This window comes from Collimonas rhizosphaerae (assembly GCF_038896935.1).
Classification (GTDB): domain Bacteria; phylum Pseudomonadota; class Gammaproteobacteria; order Burkholderiales; family Burkholderiaceae_D; genus Collimonas; species Collimonas rhizosphaerae.
Window position 1 is genome coordinate 51,179 of the sequence record NZ_JBANDC010000005.1, and the last position, 18,106, is coordinate 69,284.

Here is an 18,106-nt window from a genome sequence, read left to right on the forward strand (position 1 = left end):
GGTTTCTATCATTGCTGCCAATTTACACCAACAAAGACGCCGCGTGACGGCTGGTTATAGCCATAAGCGGTCTGGTAGTCGCGGTTGAACAGATTGTCGATGCGGCCGAACAAGGATACTTCCTTGTTCAGCTGGTAACGCGCATTGGCGTTGGTCAGCCAGTACGTACCCAGCCGCGGATTGCCAGGGATGTCGCTGCGGCTGTCGGTGTATTGCACATCGGCGCCGAGGCGCCAGGCGCCGAAGCTCTTGGCTGCTCCCAGCGAACCCAGGGTCTTGGCGCGGCGCACCAGGATCTTGTTGCTGGTCTCGTCTTTCGGATTCTGCAAGGTCAGGCTGGCGCGCCAGTCGATGGCAGCCAGCACGGTGCTGGCGCTCAATTCCAGCCCCTGGTTCTTGGCGCGGGCGATATTGATCGTTTGCGAAGTCAGCGGATCGTAGCCGAACTGGTCGCGGGTACGGGTATCGAACAAGGTTGCTCGCAGCAAGGTAGCGCCGGCGGCATATTGCGCACCCAGCTCGTAGGATTTCGAACGTTCCGCCTTGAGGTTCCGATTGCCGTAAATCGGCTGGTACAGCTGCGCCGGGGTCGGCGCATTGAATGCAGTCGATGCGTTGGCGATCAGCTTGACGCTATCGGTCAGGGCAAAACCGTAGCCCAGGTAGCCGGTGTTGTCCGAACCGGAACCGCCGACATCGTCATGGCGCAGGTTCAGCTGCAGCTGGTGCGGGCCGATCTTGCCGAGCACGCCGGCATAGACGCTGGAGGTCGAGCGCGAAAAGCTGTCGCTGGAATTGCCGTAGCTGCTGTTCGAGCTGACATCGGCCTTTTCGCGGCCGGCGTCGACGCCGGCAGTCGCCGTCCACATCGGCGACAGGCGCAGTTCGTTGGCCCACTGCAGCAGGTTCTGGGTGCTCTTGTAGGCGTTGCTGCTGTCGCCGAATATACTCTGGCCGTCGAGATTGTCGCGATTGATGTTTTGCGACAGGGTCAGCGTCGAAGTCCAGTCCTGGGTAAAGCGGTTCTTGCTGAACAGGGCCAGCGACTGACTCTTGGAGTGGCCGTTGTTCTGGTCGGTCGGCGTGCCAAAGGCGTCGTCGTAGGTGTATTTGGCATCGTTGGCATAAATGCGGACGCCGATTTCATTGCCGGCGCGCCATTCCTGCGATACCGAACCCGAGACGCTGGTATTGCCGTCGCCGTTGCGGTCGGGATTGACGTTCGGGCTCTGCAAGGGATTCTGCGCCGAAAAGCCGTTGGTCTTGAAGCGTGTCAGCGACAGTGCGTAGCGGGTGTCGCCGCTCTTGCCGCTGACGCCGGCATTGCCCTCGTACGTGCCGCGCGAACCGGCTTCGACCGATGCGTTGAACGCCGGTGCGCCGTTGCCGCGCTTGGTGAAGATCTGCACCACGCCGCCGATTGCGCCGGAGCCGTAGATCGCTGACACGTTGCCGCGCACGATCTCGATGTGGTCGATCTGGTCCGGCAGGATATTTTCAAGCGCAGGCAGGCCGAACGAAGCCTGGCGCCGGATCGGCACGCCATCGATCATGATCAGCGTTTCCGACGAATTGGCGCCGCGCATGAACAGCGAAGCCTGCTGGCCTGGGCCGCCGGCGCGGGTGATCTGCAAGCCGGCTTCGCGTTGCAGCAACGCCGGCAAGTCCGGCGCCTGCGAATTGCGGATGTCTTCGGCGCTGATGACCGTAGTGTGCGGCAAGGCGTCGATTTGCGGCTGCTCGATCCGGGCCGCGGTCACCACCACTGGCACCAGCGTTTGCTCCTGGGCGGTTTGCGCCGATGCGGCGGCAGTCGAAAGAATGGCTGAAGCCAGCGCGAGCGGCTTCAAGGTCGCGCCGCAGCGGCGTGATAAAGATGATGTCATGGTCGATTACGATAAGAGTCCCCGGCCTGCCTCCCCGCAAGCCCGGTTTAACGGTAGTAGCAAATAAGCCTTTTACGAAGGCCTATTCTTTACTCCACCTGCTTTGGCCGGTATCCGGGCTGACAAGTCGGAGCGCATAACCTTCCCAAGCCAGGCTCAGTGGTAGTAGATACGCCCTGCCGACCGGAGGAATCCAGGAATGGAAACCACCAGCGACGCTTGTTTTACCGTTGCGGGGGCAGCACACGTTGTGCCGGCGATCTTGTCGAGTCGCCTGGCGCCGTGTTTCCCGTTTAACTGCGGACATGGACATGTCCGCGTGCACCAAAACCCCGCCATTGTACGGCCCGCGCCGGTTTGCAGCAATTGCCGCATGCCGGAAAGAGATCACGGTGTGGTTAAATTCGCATTCCCGCGGTACAGGGCCGCGACCATGTCGGACTGCGTCACCATGCCGACCAGGCGCCGCTGGTCGTCGACAATCGGGATGTGGTGTATGCCGGAATCGGACAAGGGCTGTACCAGCTCGACGATGTGAGCGTCGGTCACCGCGCTCTGCACGGCGCTGGTCATGATCTGGCCGACCACTTCCGGCTTGTCGGAATGGGTAGTGGTGGTGCGCTGGATGAACTGCTTCAGTTTCTGGTCGAAGCCGGTGTACACCTGCAGGTTCGCCTGCCGCATGAAATCGGTCTGGGTGATGATGCCGACCAGGCGCCGCGCCGAATTGATCACTGGCAGCGCCTTGATCCGGTGCTTCAGCAGCAGAGCCCAGGCATCTTCCAGCGAGGTGCCGTACTCGACGCTGACGACATCGCGCGACATGATGTCGGCGCAGGTGATCGCGCCGAAACGGCGCCGGTAGGCATGCAGCTCGGTTTGCAGGATCAGGTTTTCCAGGTCGTCGCGGCTGACATCGAGCACCTGGTTGTACTGCTGCAAGACATGATCCAGGTCTTCCTGCGTGAAGCCGATGCGCCGGCCGCTGGGCTGGTCCTTGGTCTGGTGCAGCTTGCCGGGATCGACGTGAGCCACATGCGGATAGCGGCGGCGGGTAGCGTTATTGAACAACAGCGCCACCAGCAGCAGCAGCAAGGAATTCAGCAGCACCGGCGCCAGCACGAAATGAAAACCCAGGCCGGTCACCGCCGGACCGCCCAGCACCGCGGTCAACGCCACCGCGCCGCTGGGCGGATGCAGGCAGCGCAACGCAAACATGGCGCCGATCGCCGCCGACACCGCAATCGAGGTGGCAAACAAAGGATCGGGAATCCAGCGCGCGCAAGCGACGCCGATCACCGCTGCGACCAGGTTGCCGCCGATGATGGACCACGGCTGCGCCAGGGGACTGGCCGGCACGCCGAACAGCAGCACGGCGGAAGCGCCCATCGGGGCGATCAGCAACGGCAGCGCCGCCGTCGGCCCCAGCACCCAGTGGCTTGCCAGCCCGGTCAGCAAGATCCCCAGCAAGGCGCCGCAGCAGGCGCGCATGCGTTCGGTGCCGTTGACCATCACCTGCCCCGGGACAAAACCGCGCAGCCACAACCAGAATTGATCCATCTTTTTTACTTTCGTTTTTCTTGTGGCGGACTAGCCGCCGTATGCGTAGGTAAACTTGTTGTTGACGATCCGGCCCATCACGCGCGAACGCTGGTCCAGCCCGACATGGTCCTTCGGATTCATGTTGACCACGCCTTGCGGGATGGTCAGGTCATGGGTGTTTTCCAAGGCGTTGCGCAGCGCCGCGCGGAATTGCCTGGTGCCGGGCTGGCCCGATTTCAGCGCCTGCGGCACGGCATTCGCAACCAGCATGTATGCGCCCCAGGCATCGGCGGCGAACTGCGTCATGGTATCGGCGCCGTAAACCGCTTCATAACGGCGGGTAAAGTCCAGCGCGGTCTTCCTGACCGGGTTCGAGGCGGGCAGCTGCTTGGCCACCACCGCCGGCCCGGTCGGGAAGAAAGTGCCTTCGACATCCTTGCCGCCGACTTTCAGGAAGTCCGCGGTGGCGATGCCATGGGTCTGGTAGATGCGTCCCTTGTAGCCGCGCTCGACCAGGGTCTTTTGCGGCAGCACCGCCGGCGTCGCCGACGCCGCGATCAGCACCGCGTCCGGCTGCGCCGACATGATCTTGAGGATCTGTCCGGTGACGCTGGTGTCGTTGCGGTTGTAGCGCTCGCCGGCGACCACCTTGATTTTCCGCAGCTCGGCCAGGTGCGAGAATTCGCGCCACCAGCTGTCGCCATAGGCGTCGGCAAAACCAATGAAGGCCACTGTCTTGATGCCGTTGTCGGCCATGTGCTGGGTCAGGATGGTCGCCATGTGCGAATCGTTTTGCGGCAGCTTGAATACCCAGGCGCGCTTGGCGTCCTGCGGCTCGACGATGGACGCCGAAGCCGCCAGCGCCACCATCGGCGTTTCCGCCGCGGCCGCCACCTCCAGCATGGCCAGCGCCGCAGGCGTGGTGTTGGGGCCGACGATCAGGTCGACCTTTTCTTCGCTGACCAGCTTGCGCGCATTGCGCACCGCGTTGGTCGGATCGGAGGCGTCGTCCAGGATGATGTACTCGACCTTTTGTCCGGCAATCTCTTTCGGCCACAGCAGGATGGCGTTTTTGGTCGGCGCGCCGATAGCGGCTGCAGGGCCGGTGACGGCGATATCCACGCCTATGCGGATTTGCGCCGCAGCCGGGACGCTCCACATGGACAAGGCAATGGCGGAGAACGTCAGATAAGCGCTTGCGATTCTGTTCATCGAATATCCATCCTGATGGCGTGACATGGGGGAGTTTTCCACAAGGACAGGATTCTACTGGAATGTGACAGCCGGCACGTTTGCATCACTGCGATCTTAGCCGCCATGGCCTGGCCATTCATTGACCCAAGGCAAGAACCCTATTCCCGTCATCATTGGCAATGACAATCAGAAAAGAAAAGGACCGGCTTTGAAACAAGCCTTGATTTTTCCAATAATTCATATGATGATATGGTCACATTACGATAAAAATATGCCGTTGGAAGAGACAAAATGTTCAATAAATTGAATGCCAACCGGACGTCCCTGAGCGATACCGTCGCCCAGGAACTGCTGAAAAAGATACAAACCGGCGAATTCGGCCCGGGCGCGAAGCTGCCCACCGAACCGGCGCTGTCCGAGCAGTTCGGCGTCAGCCGCACCGTGGTGCGCGAAGCGATTTCCCGCCTGAAGAATGAAGGCGCGGTCGAGCCGCGCCAAGGCAGCGGCGTCTATGTCAGCGAACAGGGCCATCTGCGGCCCTTGCGCATCCAGTTCGACCAGGCTTCGTCGGCCGACGCCGTGCTGCAGATCGTCGAACTGCGGCGCGCCATCGACGCCGAAGTCGCGGCGCTGGCCGCTACCCGCCGCACGCCGCGCCAGATGAAAGCGATAGAAACCGCGCTGAAAGGCATCGCCGCCGATGTGAATGCCGGCGGCGACGGCGTGCTGGCCGACGTCATGTTCCACCGCAGCATCGCCGAAGCCACCGGCAATCCCTTCCTGCTGCAAACGCTGGCCTTCCTCAGCCAATACCTGGAAGCCGCCACCGCGGTCACCCGCAGCAACGAAGCAAGGCGCGACGATTTCATGCGCCAGGTCTATGAAGAACACGCCGCCATCGCCGCCGCGATTGCCGCCGGCGACGCGCTGGCCGCGCGCAACGCGGCGCAAAACCACATGTTCAACGCGGCGCGCCGCATGGCGCAGGGCGCCGCCGACACCAAGGCTGCGCAGAAAACCAAGAATGCTGCAAAAACCCGTTAATCAGGATCGACAATGACAATCAATGTAGGTGTAATCGGCCTTGGTGCCATGGGCTTGGGCGTTGCCCGTTCTTTGCTGCGCGCCGGCTTGCGTGCGCATGCTTGCGATGTCAGGCCGGAAGCATTGCAGCAGTTCGCCAGCGAAGGCGGCATCGCCTGCAAGACCCCGGCTGAACTGGGCGCGTTATGCGAAGTCGTGATTACGGTGGTGGTCAACGCCGCGCAAACCGAACAGGTGCTGTTCGGCGAGCAAGGCGCTGCTGCCGCCATGCAGCCCGGCAGCCTGGTGATCGCCAGCGCCACGGTCGCGCCGGAATACGCCGCCGGGCTTGGCGAACGGCTGGCTGCGCAACGCTTGCTGTTCCTCGACGCGCCGTTATCGGGCGGCGCCGCACGCGCCGCTTCCGGCGAGATGACCATGATGACTTCCGGTCCGGCCGCGGCGTATGCCAAAGGCGAAGCCGTGCTGTCGGCAATCGCCGGCAAGGTGTACCGGCTGGGCGAAGCGCACGGCATGGGCTCCAAGGTAAAGATCATCAACCAGCTGCTGGCCGGCGTGCATATCGCTGCCGCGGCGGAAGCGATGGCGCTGGGACTGCGCGAAGGCGTCGACGCCGATTCCCTGTACGAAGTGATCACCAACAGCGCAGGCAATTCGTGGATGTTCGAGAACCGCGTGCCGCATATCCTGAAAGCCGACTACACGCCGCTGTCCGCGGTGGATATTTTCGTCAAGGACCTGGGGCTGGTGCTGGATACCGCGCGCACCAGCAAATTCCCGCTGCCGCTCTCGGCCGCCGCGCACCAGATGTTCATGATGGCGTCCACCGCCGGCCATGGCGCCGAGGACGACGCCGCCGTGATCAAGATCTTCCCCGGCATCCAGTTGCCGACGGCGCAGGAGTAAACCATGCCGGCACAGACAAGCCCCCTGCTCGGCTGCATCGCCGACGATTTCACCGGCGCCACCGACCTCGCCAACATGCTGGTGCGCGAAGGCATGCGCACCGTGCAGACCATCGGCGTGCCGGACAGCGCGCCGCAGGACGTGGACGCCATCGTGGTGGCGCTCAAGTCGCGCACGGCGCCTGCGGCGGAGGCCGTGGCCGATTCCCTGGCGGCGCTGCGCTGGCTGCAGCGGCAAGGCTGCCGCCAGTTCTTTTTCAAGTACTGTTCCACTTTCGACTCTACCCCGCAGGGCAATATCGGCCCGGTGGCCGACGCCCTGCTGGACGCCTTGGGCAGCGATTTCACGATAGCCTGCCCGGTATTCCCCGAAACCGGACGCACCCTGTATCGCGGCCACCTGTTTATCCAGGACCAGCTGCTCAGCGAATCGGGAATGCAGAACCATCCATTGACGCCGATGACCGATCCGAACCTGGTCCGCGTGCTGCAGCAGCAAACACCTTCCAAGGTCGGCCTGGTCGGTTATCCGACAGTGTCCCAGGGAACCGGCCAGATCCGCGCCGGCTTCGACGTACTGCGCCAGCAAGGCGTGCGCATGGCGATTGTCGACGCCCTGGAAAACCAGGACCTGTACGCCATCGGCGCCGCCTGCGACGGTTTGCCGCTGGTTACCGGCGGCTCCGGCATCGCGCTCGGCCTGCCGGGCAATTTCGTGCGCGCCGGCCTGCTCGATCCGCAGCAAGGTGCGGCAGCCAGCGAACTGCCGGCGGTAGAGGGCTTGTCGGTGGTGCTGGCCGGCAGCGCATCGAAAGCTACCAACGCCCAGGTCAAGGCGTGGCTGGAAAAGCGCCCGGCGTTCCGCATCGATCCGCTGGCGCTCGCCGGCGGCGAACCGGTGGTCGCACAGGCATTGGCCTTCGCGCGGCAGCATCTGGATAAGCAGCCGGCGCTGATCTATGCCACCACCACGCCGGAACAAGTGAAACAGGTGCAGGCCGAGCTCGGCGTCGAGCGCGCCGGTTTGCTGATCGAGCAGGCGCTGGCCGATATCGCCGCGGCGCTGCTGGCCAGCGGCGTGCGGCGCTTCGTGATCGCCGGCGGCGAAACTTCCGGCGCAGTGGTCAAGGCGCTCGGCGTGCGGGCTTTGCGCATAGGCGCGCAAATCGATCCCGGCGTGCCGGCGACGGCGTCGATCGGCGCTACGCCTTTGGCGCTGGCGCTCAAGTCGGGCAATTTCGGCAGCATCGATTTCTTTGAAAAGGCGCTGCTTCAGCTGGGTGAAAATCGGCTAGGCGGAACACGACCATGAGCACTCCCAAGAACCAGGCAGGCGCCGGCGCCATGCTCAAGGAACAGGCGCTGCGCGAAGAAATCTGCGAGATCGGGGCCAGCCTGCATCAACGCAATTACACAGTAGGCGCGGCAGGCAACATCAGCGCCCGCCTCGACGACGGCTGGCTGATCACGCCGACCGACGCCTGCCTCGGCAGGATGGCGCCGGCGCAGATCGCCAAGGTCGACCTGAACGGCCGCTGGGTCAGCGGCGACAAGCCGTCGAAGACGCTGGCCCTGCATCGCGCGATCTACGACAACAACCCGCAGATGCAAGCCGTGGTGCATACCCACTCGACCAGCCTGGTGGCACTGACCCTGGCCGGCGTCTGGCATGACAGCGCGGTGCTGCCGCCGATCACGCCATACCAGGTGATGAAGGTCGGACGCATCCCGCTGATCCCGTATTGCCGCCCCGGCGATCCGCAGGTTGCGCAGCAAGTCAGCTTGCTGGCGGCCAGCGTGCGCGGGGTATTGCTGGAACGGCTGGGACCGGTGCTGTGGCACGAAAGCGTTTCGCAGGCGGCGTACGCGCTGGAAGAGCTGGAAGAAACGGCGCGCCTGTGGCTGATGGCGAAGGATAAACCGGAGCCTCTGGGCACTGAGGCACTGGATGAGTTGTATCGGGTATTTGGAGCGCGCTGGTAAATGTTGACAAATAAGTTCAACAAATAGAAACGTCCGGCTTTTAAAATTAAACTGGTGGAGACAAGATGTCAGCAACGATTATAAAGAAAGGCGCGCAGGCAACTGCAAGCCTGCCGGCCGAACAAGCCGAAAACCTGTACAAGAAAGTATTCTGGCGCTTTGTGCCGTTCATCATGCTGTGTTACGTGGTGGCCTACCTGGACCGCGTCAACGTCGGTTTTGCCAAGCTGCAGATGTCGCAGGACCTGGGGTTCAGCGAAACCATTTTCGGCCTCGGCGCCGGCATCTTCTTCCTCGGTTATTTCCTGTTCGAACTGCCCAGCAACCTGATCATGAACCGGGTCGGCGCCAAGCTGTGGATCGCCCGCATCATGATCACCTGGGGCATACTGTCGGCCTGTTTCGCCTGGGTCCAGACGCCTACCCAGTTCTATGTCCTGCGCTTCCTGCTGGGCCTGGCGGAAGCCGGTTTCTATCCCGGCATCATCCTCTACCTGACTTACTGGTTTCCCTCGCACCGGCGGGCCAAGGTGGTCGCCACCTTCATGGCGGCGATTCCGGTATCCGGCATTTTCGGCAATCCGCTGTCGGGCTGGATCATGCAATCGTTCCACGGCTCCAGCGGCTGGCACGGCTGGCAATGGATGTTCATGATCGAAGCGATACCGGCAATCCTGGTTGGTATCGCCGTGTTTTTCGTGATGGACAACAGCATCCGCAAAGCCAAGTGGCTGACTGAAGCGGAAAAGGATTTCCTGGAAGCGGAAATCCGCGCCGACCAGAAAGATAAGCAGAGCCCGAAATCCACCGCAGCCGTATTCAAGGATATCCGCATCTGGCACATGTGCCTGATCTACTTCTGCATCGTCATGGGCCAGTACGGCCTGACGTTCTGGCTGCCGACCCTGGTCAAGGCTTCCGGCGTCGTCGGCGATTTCAAGATCGGCCTGATCAGTGCGATTCCTTTCGTGTGCGCCGTATTCGCCATGATCCTCATCGGCCGCCGCTCCGACCGCCTGCGTGAACGGCGCTGGCACCTGATCGTGCCGGCCCTGCTGGGCGCCGTCGGCTTCGTGGTGTCCGCGATTGCCGCCGACAATACCGTGATTGCAATCGCTTTCCTGTCGCTGGCCGCGATGGGCGTGCTGACCTGCTCACCGCTGTTCTGGTCGCTGCCGACCGCCTTTCTGTCCGGCACCGGCGCTGCCGCCGGCATTGCGGTGATCAACTCGGTCGGCAACCTGGCCGGTTTCGTCAGCCCGTTCCTGGTCGGCTGGCTGAAAGATACGACGCACAATAACCAGACCGGCATGTTCATGCTTGCAGGCATGCTGGTGATAGGTTCGATCGCCATCTTGCGCACGCCGCCCAAGATGGTCAACCGCTAACCATGCATTTTCCGGGAGTCCAGCAATGCCGCGTTTTGCCGCCAACCTCACCATGATGTACAACGAGCACGCTTTCCTTGACCGCTTTCCGGCTGCGGCCAGGGATGGTTTCAAGGGCGTCGAGTTCCTGTTCCCGTACGAGCATGCCGCCGCCGAATTGCAGGCCAGGCTGCGCGACAACGGCTTGACGCAGGCGCTGTTCAACGCACCTCCAGGCGACTGGGCCGCCGGCGAACGCGGCATTGCCTCGCTGCCGGGACGCGAAGATGAATTCAAGCGCAGCGTCGCCACCGCCCTGGAATATGCGCAAGCGCTCGGCAACCAGAAGCTGCACGTGATGGCCGGCCTGATCCAGCCGCAGCAGGACCGCGCCCGCCATCGCGCCGTGTACCTGGAAAACCTCGCCTACGCGGCGGCGGAAGCGGCTGTGCATGGCGTCACGATCGTGATCGAGCCAATCAACACGCGCGACATTCCCGGCTTCTTCCTGAACCGCCAGGACGATGCCCAGGCGATCTGCGCCGAGGTCGGCGCCCGCAACCTGCAAGTGCAGTTCGACCTCTACCACTGCCAGATCGTCGAAGGCGACCTGGCGGTCAAGCTCAAGCGCGACATGGTACGGCCGCAGGCCGGCATCGGCCACATCCAGGTCGCCGGCGTGCCCGAACGGCATGAACCCGATATCGGCGAAATCAATTATCCGTACCTGTTCGAGCTGATCGACACCCTCGGCTACCAGGGCTGGATCGGTTGCGAATACCGGCCGCGCGCCGCCACTTCCGACGGCCTGGGCTGGCTCAAGCCGTGGTTATAAACAAGCTTCGAACAACGCTCAATAAGGAATTGCCATGCAAGTAGTCATCACCGGCGGCGCCGGCTTCCTCGGCCAGCGCCTGGCGCGCAGCCTGCTCAAGCAAGGCAGCCTGCCGGACCGCAGCGGCCAGCTGCAAGCCATCAGCAAGATCACCCTGGTCGACGTGGCCGCCGCCGCCGGCTTCGACGACGCCCGGATCGAGCAAGTCACCGGCGACATCACCGAGCACGCTTTGCTGGAGCGCGTGATCACGCCGCAGACGGCGGCGGTGTTTCACCTGGCGGCGATTGTCAGCGGCCAGGCCGAAGCCGATTTCGACCTGGGCATGCGCATCAACCTCGACGCATCGCGCCTGCTGCTGGAACGCTGCCGTTCCTGCGCCAATGTGCCGCGCGTGATTTTCACCAGTTCCGTCGCCGTATTCGGCGGCGTGCTGCCGGCCGTGGTGCAGGACGATACCGCGCTCAATCCGCAATCGTCTTACGGCACGCAAAAGGCGATCGCCGAACTGCTGCTCAACGATTACAGCCGCAAAGGATTTGTCGATGGCCGCGTATTGCGTTTGCCGACCATCAGCGTGCGGCCCGGCAAGCCCAACCAGGCCGCCTCGTCTTTCGCCAGCGGCATCATCCGCGAACCGCTCAACGGCCAGCCCGCCGTTTGCCCGGTAGCGCCGGATGTACGCCTGTGGCTGCTGTCGCCGCGCAAAGTGATCGCCAGCCTGATCCACGGCTACACGCTGCCGGCCGAAGCCTTCGGCAAGAGCCGCACCGTCAACCTGCCGGGGATCTCGGTTACCGTCGCCGACATGGTCGCGGCATTGGAGCGGGTCGCAGGCAAACAGGTCGCGGCGCGGGTGGAATGGGTCCACGATCCGGCGATCGACCGCATCATCTCAAGCTGGCCGGGAGCCTGGGACGCCAGCCGGGCGACGGCGCTGGGTTTTACCGGCGACGCCGGCTTCGACGACATCGTGCGCGCCTACATGGAAGACGATTTGCCGGCGGCGTAAGCCTGCAGCGGCTGGCTGCCGCCGATTGACCGGCGCATGCATGTTTTTTTGACATGCGCTTAACTTGCGGACCATACGGCAGCGGTACGGTAAGATTGTCACTTTATGACTTTTGCCCAGCCGACATGAAGACCAGCTTTTCCCCTTCCATAGTCCGCTTGCTGATGGGCATGCTGTGCAGCTTGCTGCTGAGCCTGGTGCTGGCCGGCGCCGGGCCGGTTCACGCGGCCGCGGCCGCGGCGGCTTCCGCCAGCGGCGCCAGCACCCCGCCCGCCGCAGCGCCGGCGCCCTCCGCGCTGGACTCGCTATCCAAGGTCCTGCAAAGCAATCCCGCCACCGGCAGCCTGGTAGCCACGCTGATCCAGGCGGAGCAGCAGAACAGCAAGGCGTCGCCCGAACAAAAGGGCTTCATCGGCCTGATTTCCAATAGCCTCGATGCTTTCCAGGCGCACCTGAAGCAAGTCGTCACGCCGGAAAAATTCTGGAACCAGCAGTTTTCACTGGCCTGGGGAGACCTGTCGACCATCCTGCAGCGCCAGGAGTCGGAAACCGGATGGCAGGCGCTGGCCAGCTTCCTCGCCATGCTGGCCCTGTTCGGCGCCGTCGCCGTTGCCCTGTACTATCTCGGCAAGTGGCTGCAGCGGCGCTTCAAGGTCGAGACGAAGCTGTCGTCCGATCCCAGCATGAAGGAATTGCTGCTGTATATCTGGCGCCATATCGCACCGATATTGCTGGCGCTGGTGGTGGAAATCTCGGTCACCATCAGCCTGGATAGCGCGCACGGACAATCGCTGGGACGGACCCTGGCCACCGTGCTGCTGTACACCCTGGTCGGCGCGCGTCTGTTCCAGGCCGTCTGCGCCATCATTTTTTCGCTGTCGCACGGCGGCCACCGCATGGTTGCGGTGCATATCCTGTACCAGCGCGGCTTTAACCTGCTGTATGTGATCGGCTGCGCCGGCTGGCTTGGCGACGCCCTGGACAATCCTCATGTGAACCAGATCATCGGCGTCCACCTGGCCGGCGTGACGGCGACCCTGGCCAGCCTGGTGGCGGCGATACTGGGCGGCATGTTCGCCCTGCTGTTCCGGCGCCCGGTGGCGCACATCATCCGCAACCGGCCGCTGGCGGTGCGGCGCGACCATCCGGCGCGCATGGAAACGCTGGAAGTGATCGCCGCGTTCTGGTACATACCGATCCTGCTGTTGAGCGTCACCGTCAGCGTCGCCACCATCCTCGATTTGTCGAGCAACAATTCGGCGCTCAACCATGCGCTGGCCAGCGCGGCGCTGCTGATCGCCATGTTTTTCATCAGCGCGCTGCTGCAGCGCGTGCGCGCCCGCAAGACGACTGCGGTGGCGACGCGGCGGCAATCTCCTTACATCCTGCGCCTCAGCAACGTCGGCTTCAGCCTGCTGCAGTTGGCCCTGTGGATTGGTTTCTTCGAACTGCTGACCAGGATCTGGGAACATTCGCTGCTGGAATTCGCCAACGCCACCCTGATCGGCCAGATGATCGTTTCGGCGCTGGGCAAGATCGGCCTGACGCTGGTGGTGGCCTGGCTGGTCTGGATCCTGCTCGACACCTTTATCCAGGAAGCCATCAATCCGACCCGCAACAGCCGTTACGCGCGCAAGAACCCAAGCACCCGCATGCGCACCATCCTGCCGCTGCTGCGCAATGCGCTGATGCTGCTGATCCTGGCCATCACCATCATCACCACGCTGGCCAACCTGGGCATCAATGTCACGCCGCTGCTGGCTTCGGCCGGGGTGGTCGGGCTAGCGTTCGGCTTCGGTTCGCAATCGCTGGTGAAGGACCTGATCACCGGCGTCTTCATCCTGATGGAAGATTCGATGTCGGTCGGCGACTGGGTCGATGTCGGCAACGGCCATGCCGGCACGGTGGAAAACATGACCATCCGCACCGTGCGCCTGCGCGACAGCAACGGCTCGGTGCACAGCGTGCCGTTTTCACAGATCACGGCGATCAAGAACGATTCGCGCGAATATACCTATGCCTCGCTCAAGCTGAGCATCACCCACGATTCAGACGTCGACCATGCGCTGCGCCTGATGCGCGAAACCGGCGCCGAAATGCTGGAAGACCGCCGCCTGCGCAGGCTGCTGCTGCAGCCGATCGAGATCTACGGGGTCAATGGCTTCGACTTGAACGGCGTGGCGCTGCTGGCCGGCATCCGCACCAAGCCGCAAACCCAGAATGAAGTCACGCGCAGCTTCAACCTGCGCATCAAGAAAAAAGTGGATGACGACCCAAAGGTGCATTTCGCCACCGAATGGGCGAATTTTCCGCTGGCCGCGGCAGACACCGCGCTGCCGGATTCCTCCCCGGCAGCGCCTGCGGCCGGCGCCAAGAGTTAGTGCGCGACCTTATTTGATGCGGCAGCTGAGCAGCCAGTAGTATTCGAGCCGCAGGATGCGCAGTTCGCGCGTGAGCGGCGCCAGCTTCTTGCGCAAGCCGCTGTCGGTCGGGAAATTCTTCATGACTTCGTAGCGTTCGCCGTTGGGCAGGGTGCGGAACTGGTAGGTATTGCCATCCGCATCGGTGCGGGCGATCGGCGTGCTTTGTTCCTCGACGTAGCCGTTGTCTATCATCACCAGCAAGATATCCTTGCCCAATTTTTCACGCAGCTGGGCGATGAAGCGCACCTGGTCCTGGCGCCCTACGTGCGACCACCAGAAACCCAGGAAACAGGCGGTGAACGGACGGTCCGGCTGGAATGTATTGAGGTCCGCCAGCGCGAAAGTCGCCTTGCCGGCCGGCAGTTGCTTGGCCTTGGCCAGTTCGATCATCTCCGGGTTGATATCGGTAGCGTAGACCGATTTTGCCGAAGCGGCGATCTGTTCGGTCCAGAATCCGGTGCCGCAGGCCAGCTCCAGCACATCGTGGCCTTCCATCAGTTCCTGCACCCGCACCTGCAGGGTCAGCAGTTCATCCTGGCGCTCCGGGCGCTGGTAAATCTCTTCGTAAGTCGAAGCGCGTTTGGCGTAATAAGCCACCATATCTGTATTAATCATTTTCCCGACTCATTTCCTAATTGCTTAACTTCCGTTTTTTCCAAATTGACGAGCGCCGCACTCGCGGCGACCCGATAGCGCTCTGACAGCGCGTCATACAGCGGCGGCACAAACAGCCGCGACACCCGGCTGGCGATCAGTGCCGTCGCCATCAGGGAGATCACCAGCACATGGCCGTTGATCATTTCCATCACGATCACGAATGCGGTGATCGGCGATTGCGTGACGGCCGCCAGGTAGCCCACCATCGCCAGCGCAATCAGCATCGGCAACGGGGTGTGGCTGAACACCTGGTGCAGCAGGTTGCCGAAACCGGCGCCGATCGACAGCGACGGCGCAAAAATGCCGCCGGGGATGCCGGGCAGGTAGGACGACACCATCGACGCCATTTTCAGGAAAGGATAAAACACTGACAGCTGCTGCTGCCCTTCCAGCACGCCCTTGGCCTCGACATAACCGCTGCCGAAAGTGGCGCCGCCGGCAATCACGCCGATCACCGCCACCAGCAAGCCGCACAGCGCGCCGAAAGCGATCGGGCGGGTGCTGCGCAGATGCTGGACCCGGGCCGGGATCCAGCGCTTGGTATTCAACAGCAGCCAGCCGAACATGCCGCCGGCGACGCCGGTCAGGATGCCGGTAACCAGCACTGCCAGCGCCACCATGTCGGTCATTGTGCTGTCGATCTGTATCGTGCCGAAATAGGTATAGTTGCCGTTCAAGCCGAGCGCCACCGCGCCGGCAAAAATAATCACGGTAATGACGACGCCGCTGGCGCGATGTTCAAAGCTGCGCGTCAGTTCTTCAATCGCAAACACGATCCCGGCCAGCGGCGTATTGAAAGCCGCCGACAAGCCGGCCGCCGCCCCCGCCAGTATCAGGCGCCGTTCCAATGCCGCGCTGGCGCGCGGATAAAGGCGCCGCAGGTTGAACATCAAGGCTGCGCCGACCTGTACCGTAGGCCCTTCGCGGCCGATGGTGAAGCCGCCCAGGATGCCGATGAACGACACCCCGATCTTGCCCGCCAAGATTTTCAGCGACAGCAGCGATTCACCGCGTTGGCTGGTGTCTTCTTCCAGCGTCGCGATCACTTGCGGAATGCCGCTGCCTTCGGAACCGGGAAAATAACGGCGCGTGGCCCATACGCACAAGGCGCCGACCGCCGGCGTGATAAACAGCGGCAACCAGAAATGCGACTGCTGCATGGAACGAAACATGCCGAAGCCGACATCCATCAGCCAGGCGTAGAGCACCGCGATCAAGCCTACCAGCACCGCGCCTAGCCATAAAATGCCGTATTTGCGCCAGGCGCGCCGCAGCTGGCGCAGCGTCTGGTCGGAAAAACTGGGAGGCAGCGGATTCATCGGATTTGGGCGCAAAGACATGATTATAAATTATCGCCGGGCAAATCCCCCAATACGATATCGGCCAGGGGCGGCGGAGGAGCAGCAGAAACGCGCCAAGAGGCGTATGATCTTGTGTTTGCAATAATGAATCGGCCCTCGCCCTGCGCAGGCTGGTTACGGTAATCAGTGCCCCGTTCCCCCAACCGGCGGTTCCGCCGATAAACAACAATATGGCTATCCATTCCGCCTCCGCTCACTCGAGCGACCAGGTTTTACCGTTCCGTGAATCCCTGCTTGCCATGCTCGGCATCGCCTTTGTGGTGATGCTGGTGGCGCTGGACTCGACCGTGGTCGGCACGGCGTTGCCGACCATCGTTGCCGAATTAAAAGGTTTTGAGCTGTACGCCTGGGTGGCGACCTCTTACCTGCTGACCTCGGTAATCACCGTGCCGATTTTCGGGCGGCTCGGCGATTTTTACGGCCGCAAGCCCTTCGTGCTGGTCTCCATCCTGCTGTTCACCACCGCCTCCATCTTGTGCGGCATGGCCAACAGCATGCTGTGGCTGGTGATCGCGCGCGGCTTGCAGGGCATCGGCGGCGGCATGCTGGTGGGCACTGCGTTCGCCTGCATCCCCGACCTGTTCCCCGGCGCCCACGTGCGCCTGCGCTGGCAAGTGATGATGAGCACGGCGTTCGGCATCGCGACCGCGGTGGGACCCTCGCTGGGCGGATTCCTGACGCAATACTGGGGCTGGCGCTGGGTGTTTTACGTCAACCTGCCGGTCGGCGTGCTGTCGCTGTTCTTCGTCTACAAATACCTGCCGCACCTGCGCCATACCCATCCTGACGCCAAGATCCGCCTCGACTGGCCGGGCGCCCTGCTGATCACCGCGTCGCTGGGATGCCTGCAGCTGTTCGTCGAGATGCTGCCCAAGCATGGCTTGTCGCTTGGCATGCTGGGCCTGCTGGCCGCCAGCATCGTGGCCTTCGTCGCCCTGTGGAAATGGGAGCATCACACACCGCAGCCGATCCTGCCGTTCGACTTGCTGGTCGACCCCAGGCTGTCGATCCTGTTCCTGCTGTCGGTGCTGAGCGGGTTCTCCATGTTTTCGCTGATGTTCTATGCGCCGCTGCTGTACCAGGGCGGTTTCGGCCTGTCGCCGCAGGAAGCCGGCCTGCTGATCACGCCGCTGGTGGCCTGCATCATGCTCGGCAGCATTTCCAACGGCCGCATCATCACCAAGATCAAGAATCCGAACGTGATGCTCTACATCGGCTTCAGCCTGCTCGCGCTGTCCTGCCTCGGCGTGGTGATCTCGAACCGCTGGACCTCGCATGGCGTGATCGCCGCGTTCATGCTGATAGGCGGGCTCGGCCTGGGATTCATCCTGCCCAACCTGACCATCTTCATCCAGCAGGAAGCCGGCCGCGAGCACCTCGGCATCGCCACCGCGCTGATGCAATCGCTGCGCATGATCGGCAGCATGCTCGGCACCGCGATCATCGGCACCCTGATCAACCACATGTACGCCGGCAGCGTGCGCCAGGCGCTGGCGCAGGACAAGGCGGACAGCTGGTTCAGCAGTTTTGCCGACCCGCAGATCCTGATCAGCCATGAAACCCAGGCCACCGTGCTGGCGCAGCTGACGAACGCCGGCCACCAGGGCCCGCTGCTGCTGGAAGCGGCGCGCGAAGCGCTGATCGGATCGATCCATATGGGAGTCGGGCTGGCGGTGGTGGTCACCGTGATCGCGTTGTGGCTGGTAAGCAAAGTGCCGCTCATTACCTTGCATGCCAAGGTCGAAACGACTGTCGTCTCCGAGTAGCATAAGCCGGTCCAGGGCGGCGCAACCAGACTGCTCTGCCTGGCTCCAGGCGCTTGTTGCCGATAGCGGAGAACCTAACAAACCGTTACATCTCACACCGCCTGGAAGCACCTGTATCAATCTCCCGATGG

14 protein-coding genes and 1 riboswitch are annotated in these 18,106 nt (G+C 62.8%); of the genes, 9 read left to right on the forward strand and 5 right to left on the reverse strand.

All coding sequences use genetic code 11. The annotated features are described in order from the left end of the window. Nucleotides 1–8: 8 nt before the first annotated feature. The 3 genes from V8G57_RS08410 to V8G57_RS08420 form a co-directional block, all read right to left on the reverse strand. Nucleotides 9–1,886: a TonB-dependent receptor plug domain-containing protein gene (locus V8G57_RS08410; protein WP_342828974.1), complete on the reverse strand. Its 1,878-nt coding sequence runs from the start codon at nt 1,884–1,886 to the stop codon at nt 9–11. 88 nt (nt 1,887–1,974) lie between these two features. After that, nucleotides 1,975–2,230: riboswitch (cobalamin riboswitch) on the reverse strand. A 43-nt stretch (nt 2,231–2,273) separates the two neighbouring features. Continuing rightward, the gene (locus V8G57_RS08415) at nt 2,274–3,446 is read right to left on the reverse strand and encodes an HPP family protein (protein ID WP_342828975.1); all 1,173 of its coding nucleotides are present in this window, start codon (nt 3,444–3,446) and stop codon (nt 2,274–2,276) included. 30 nt (nt 3,447–3,476) lie between these two features. Further along, nucleotides 3,477–4,640 (reverse strand): ABC transporter substrate-binding protein, encoded by a 1,164-nt coding sequence (locus V8G57_RS08420; protein ID WP_342828977.1) that lies wholly within the window; start codon nt 4,638–4,640, stop codon nt 3,477–3,479. 273 nt (nt 4,641–4,913) lie between these two features. Here V8G57_RS08420 and V8G57_RS08425 point away from each other — a divergent pair, with 273 nt between their 5' ends. From V8G57_RS08425 to V8G57_RS08460, 8 genes are all read left to right on the forward strand, one after another. Beyond that, on the forward strand, nt 4,914–5,666 hold the full coding sequence (locus V8G57_RS08425) for a FadR/GntR family transcriptional regulator (RefSeq protein WP_342828978.1): 753 nt from the start codon (nt 4,914–4,916) through the stop codon (nt 5,664–5,666). 12 nt (nt 5,667–5,678) lie between these two features. Continuing rightward, nucleotides 5,679–6,572, forward strand: coding sequence for an L-threonate dehydrogenase (gene ltnD, locus V8G57_RS08430; RefSeq protein ID WP_342828979.1), 894 nt, complete (start codon nt 5,679–5,681; stop codon nt 6,570–6,572). Nucleotides 6,573–6,575: 3 nt separating this feature from the next. Further along, nucleotides 6,576–7,883, forward strand: coding sequence for a 3-oxo-tetronate kinase (otnK, locus tag V8G57_RS08435; RefSeq protein WP_342828980.1), 1,308 nt, complete (start codon nt 6,576–6,578; stop codon nt 7,881–7,883). A gap of 32 nt (nt 7,884–7,915) precedes the next feature. Beyond that, nucleotides 7,916–8,554, forward strand: coding sequence for a 3-oxo-tetronate 4-phosphate decarboxylase (gene otnC, locus V8G57_RS08440; RefSeq protein WP_342829223.1), 639 nt, complete (start codon nt 7,916–7,918; stop codon nt 8,552–8,554). Between the two features lie 65 nt (nt 8,555–8,619). Next, nucleotides 8,620–9,942 (forward strand): MFS transporter, encoded by a 1,323-nt coding sequence (locus V8G57_RS08445; protein WP_175501143.1) that lies wholly within the window; start codon nt 8,620–8,622, stop codon nt 9,940–9,942. 25 nt (nt 9,943–9,967) lie between these two features. Then, nucleotides 9,968–10,756 (forward strand): 2-oxo-tetronate isomerase, encoded by a 789-nt coding sequence (otnI, locus tag V8G57_RS08450; RefSeq protein WP_342828981.1) that lies wholly within the window; start codon nt 9,968–9,970, stop codon nt 10,754–10,756. 34 nt (nt 10,757–10,790) lie between these two features. After that, a complete protein-coding gene (gene denD / locus V8G57_RS08455) occupies nt 10,791–11,768 on the forward strand; it encodes a D-erythronate dehydrogenase (protein WP_342828983.1) in 978 nt (325 codons plus the stop codon). Between the two features lie 125 nt (nt 11,769–11,893). Continuing rightward, nucleotides 11,894–14,149: a mechanosensitive ion channel family protein gene (locus V8G57_RS08460; RefSeq protein ID WP_342828985.1), complete on the forward strand. Its 2,256-nt coding sequence runs from the start codon at nt 11,894–11,896 to the stop codon at nt 14,147–14,149. A 9-nt stretch (nt 14,150–14,158) separates the two neighbouring features. Here the strand turns inward: V8G57_RS08460 and V8G57_RS08465 are convergent, their stop codons facing one another. Further along, nucleotides 14,159–14,806 (reverse strand): class I SAM-dependent methyltransferase, encoded by a 648-nt coding sequence (locus V8G57_RS08465; protein WP_092401795.1) that lies wholly within the window; start codon nt 14,804–14,806, stop codon nt 14,159–14,161. Next, complete coding sequence (locus V8G57_RS08470; RefSeq protein WP_342828986.1) at nt 14,803–16,188, reverse strand: chloride channel protein; 1,386 nt, start codon at nt 16,186–16,188, stop codon at nt 14,803–14,805. The genes V8G57_RS08465 and V8G57_RS08470 overlap by 4 nt, the downstream gene beginning before the upstream one ends. Nucleotides 16,189–16,379: 191 nt before the next feature. Here V8G57_RS08470 and V8G57_RS08475 point away from each other — a divergent pair, with 191 nt between their 5' ends. Further along, complete coding sequence (locus V8G57_RS08475) at nt 16,380–17,975, forward strand: MDR family MFS transporter (RefSeq protein WP_342828987.1); 1,596 nt, start codon at nt 16,380–16,382, stop codon at nt 17,973–17,975. Nucleotides 17,976–18,106: the final 131 nt, after the last annotated feature.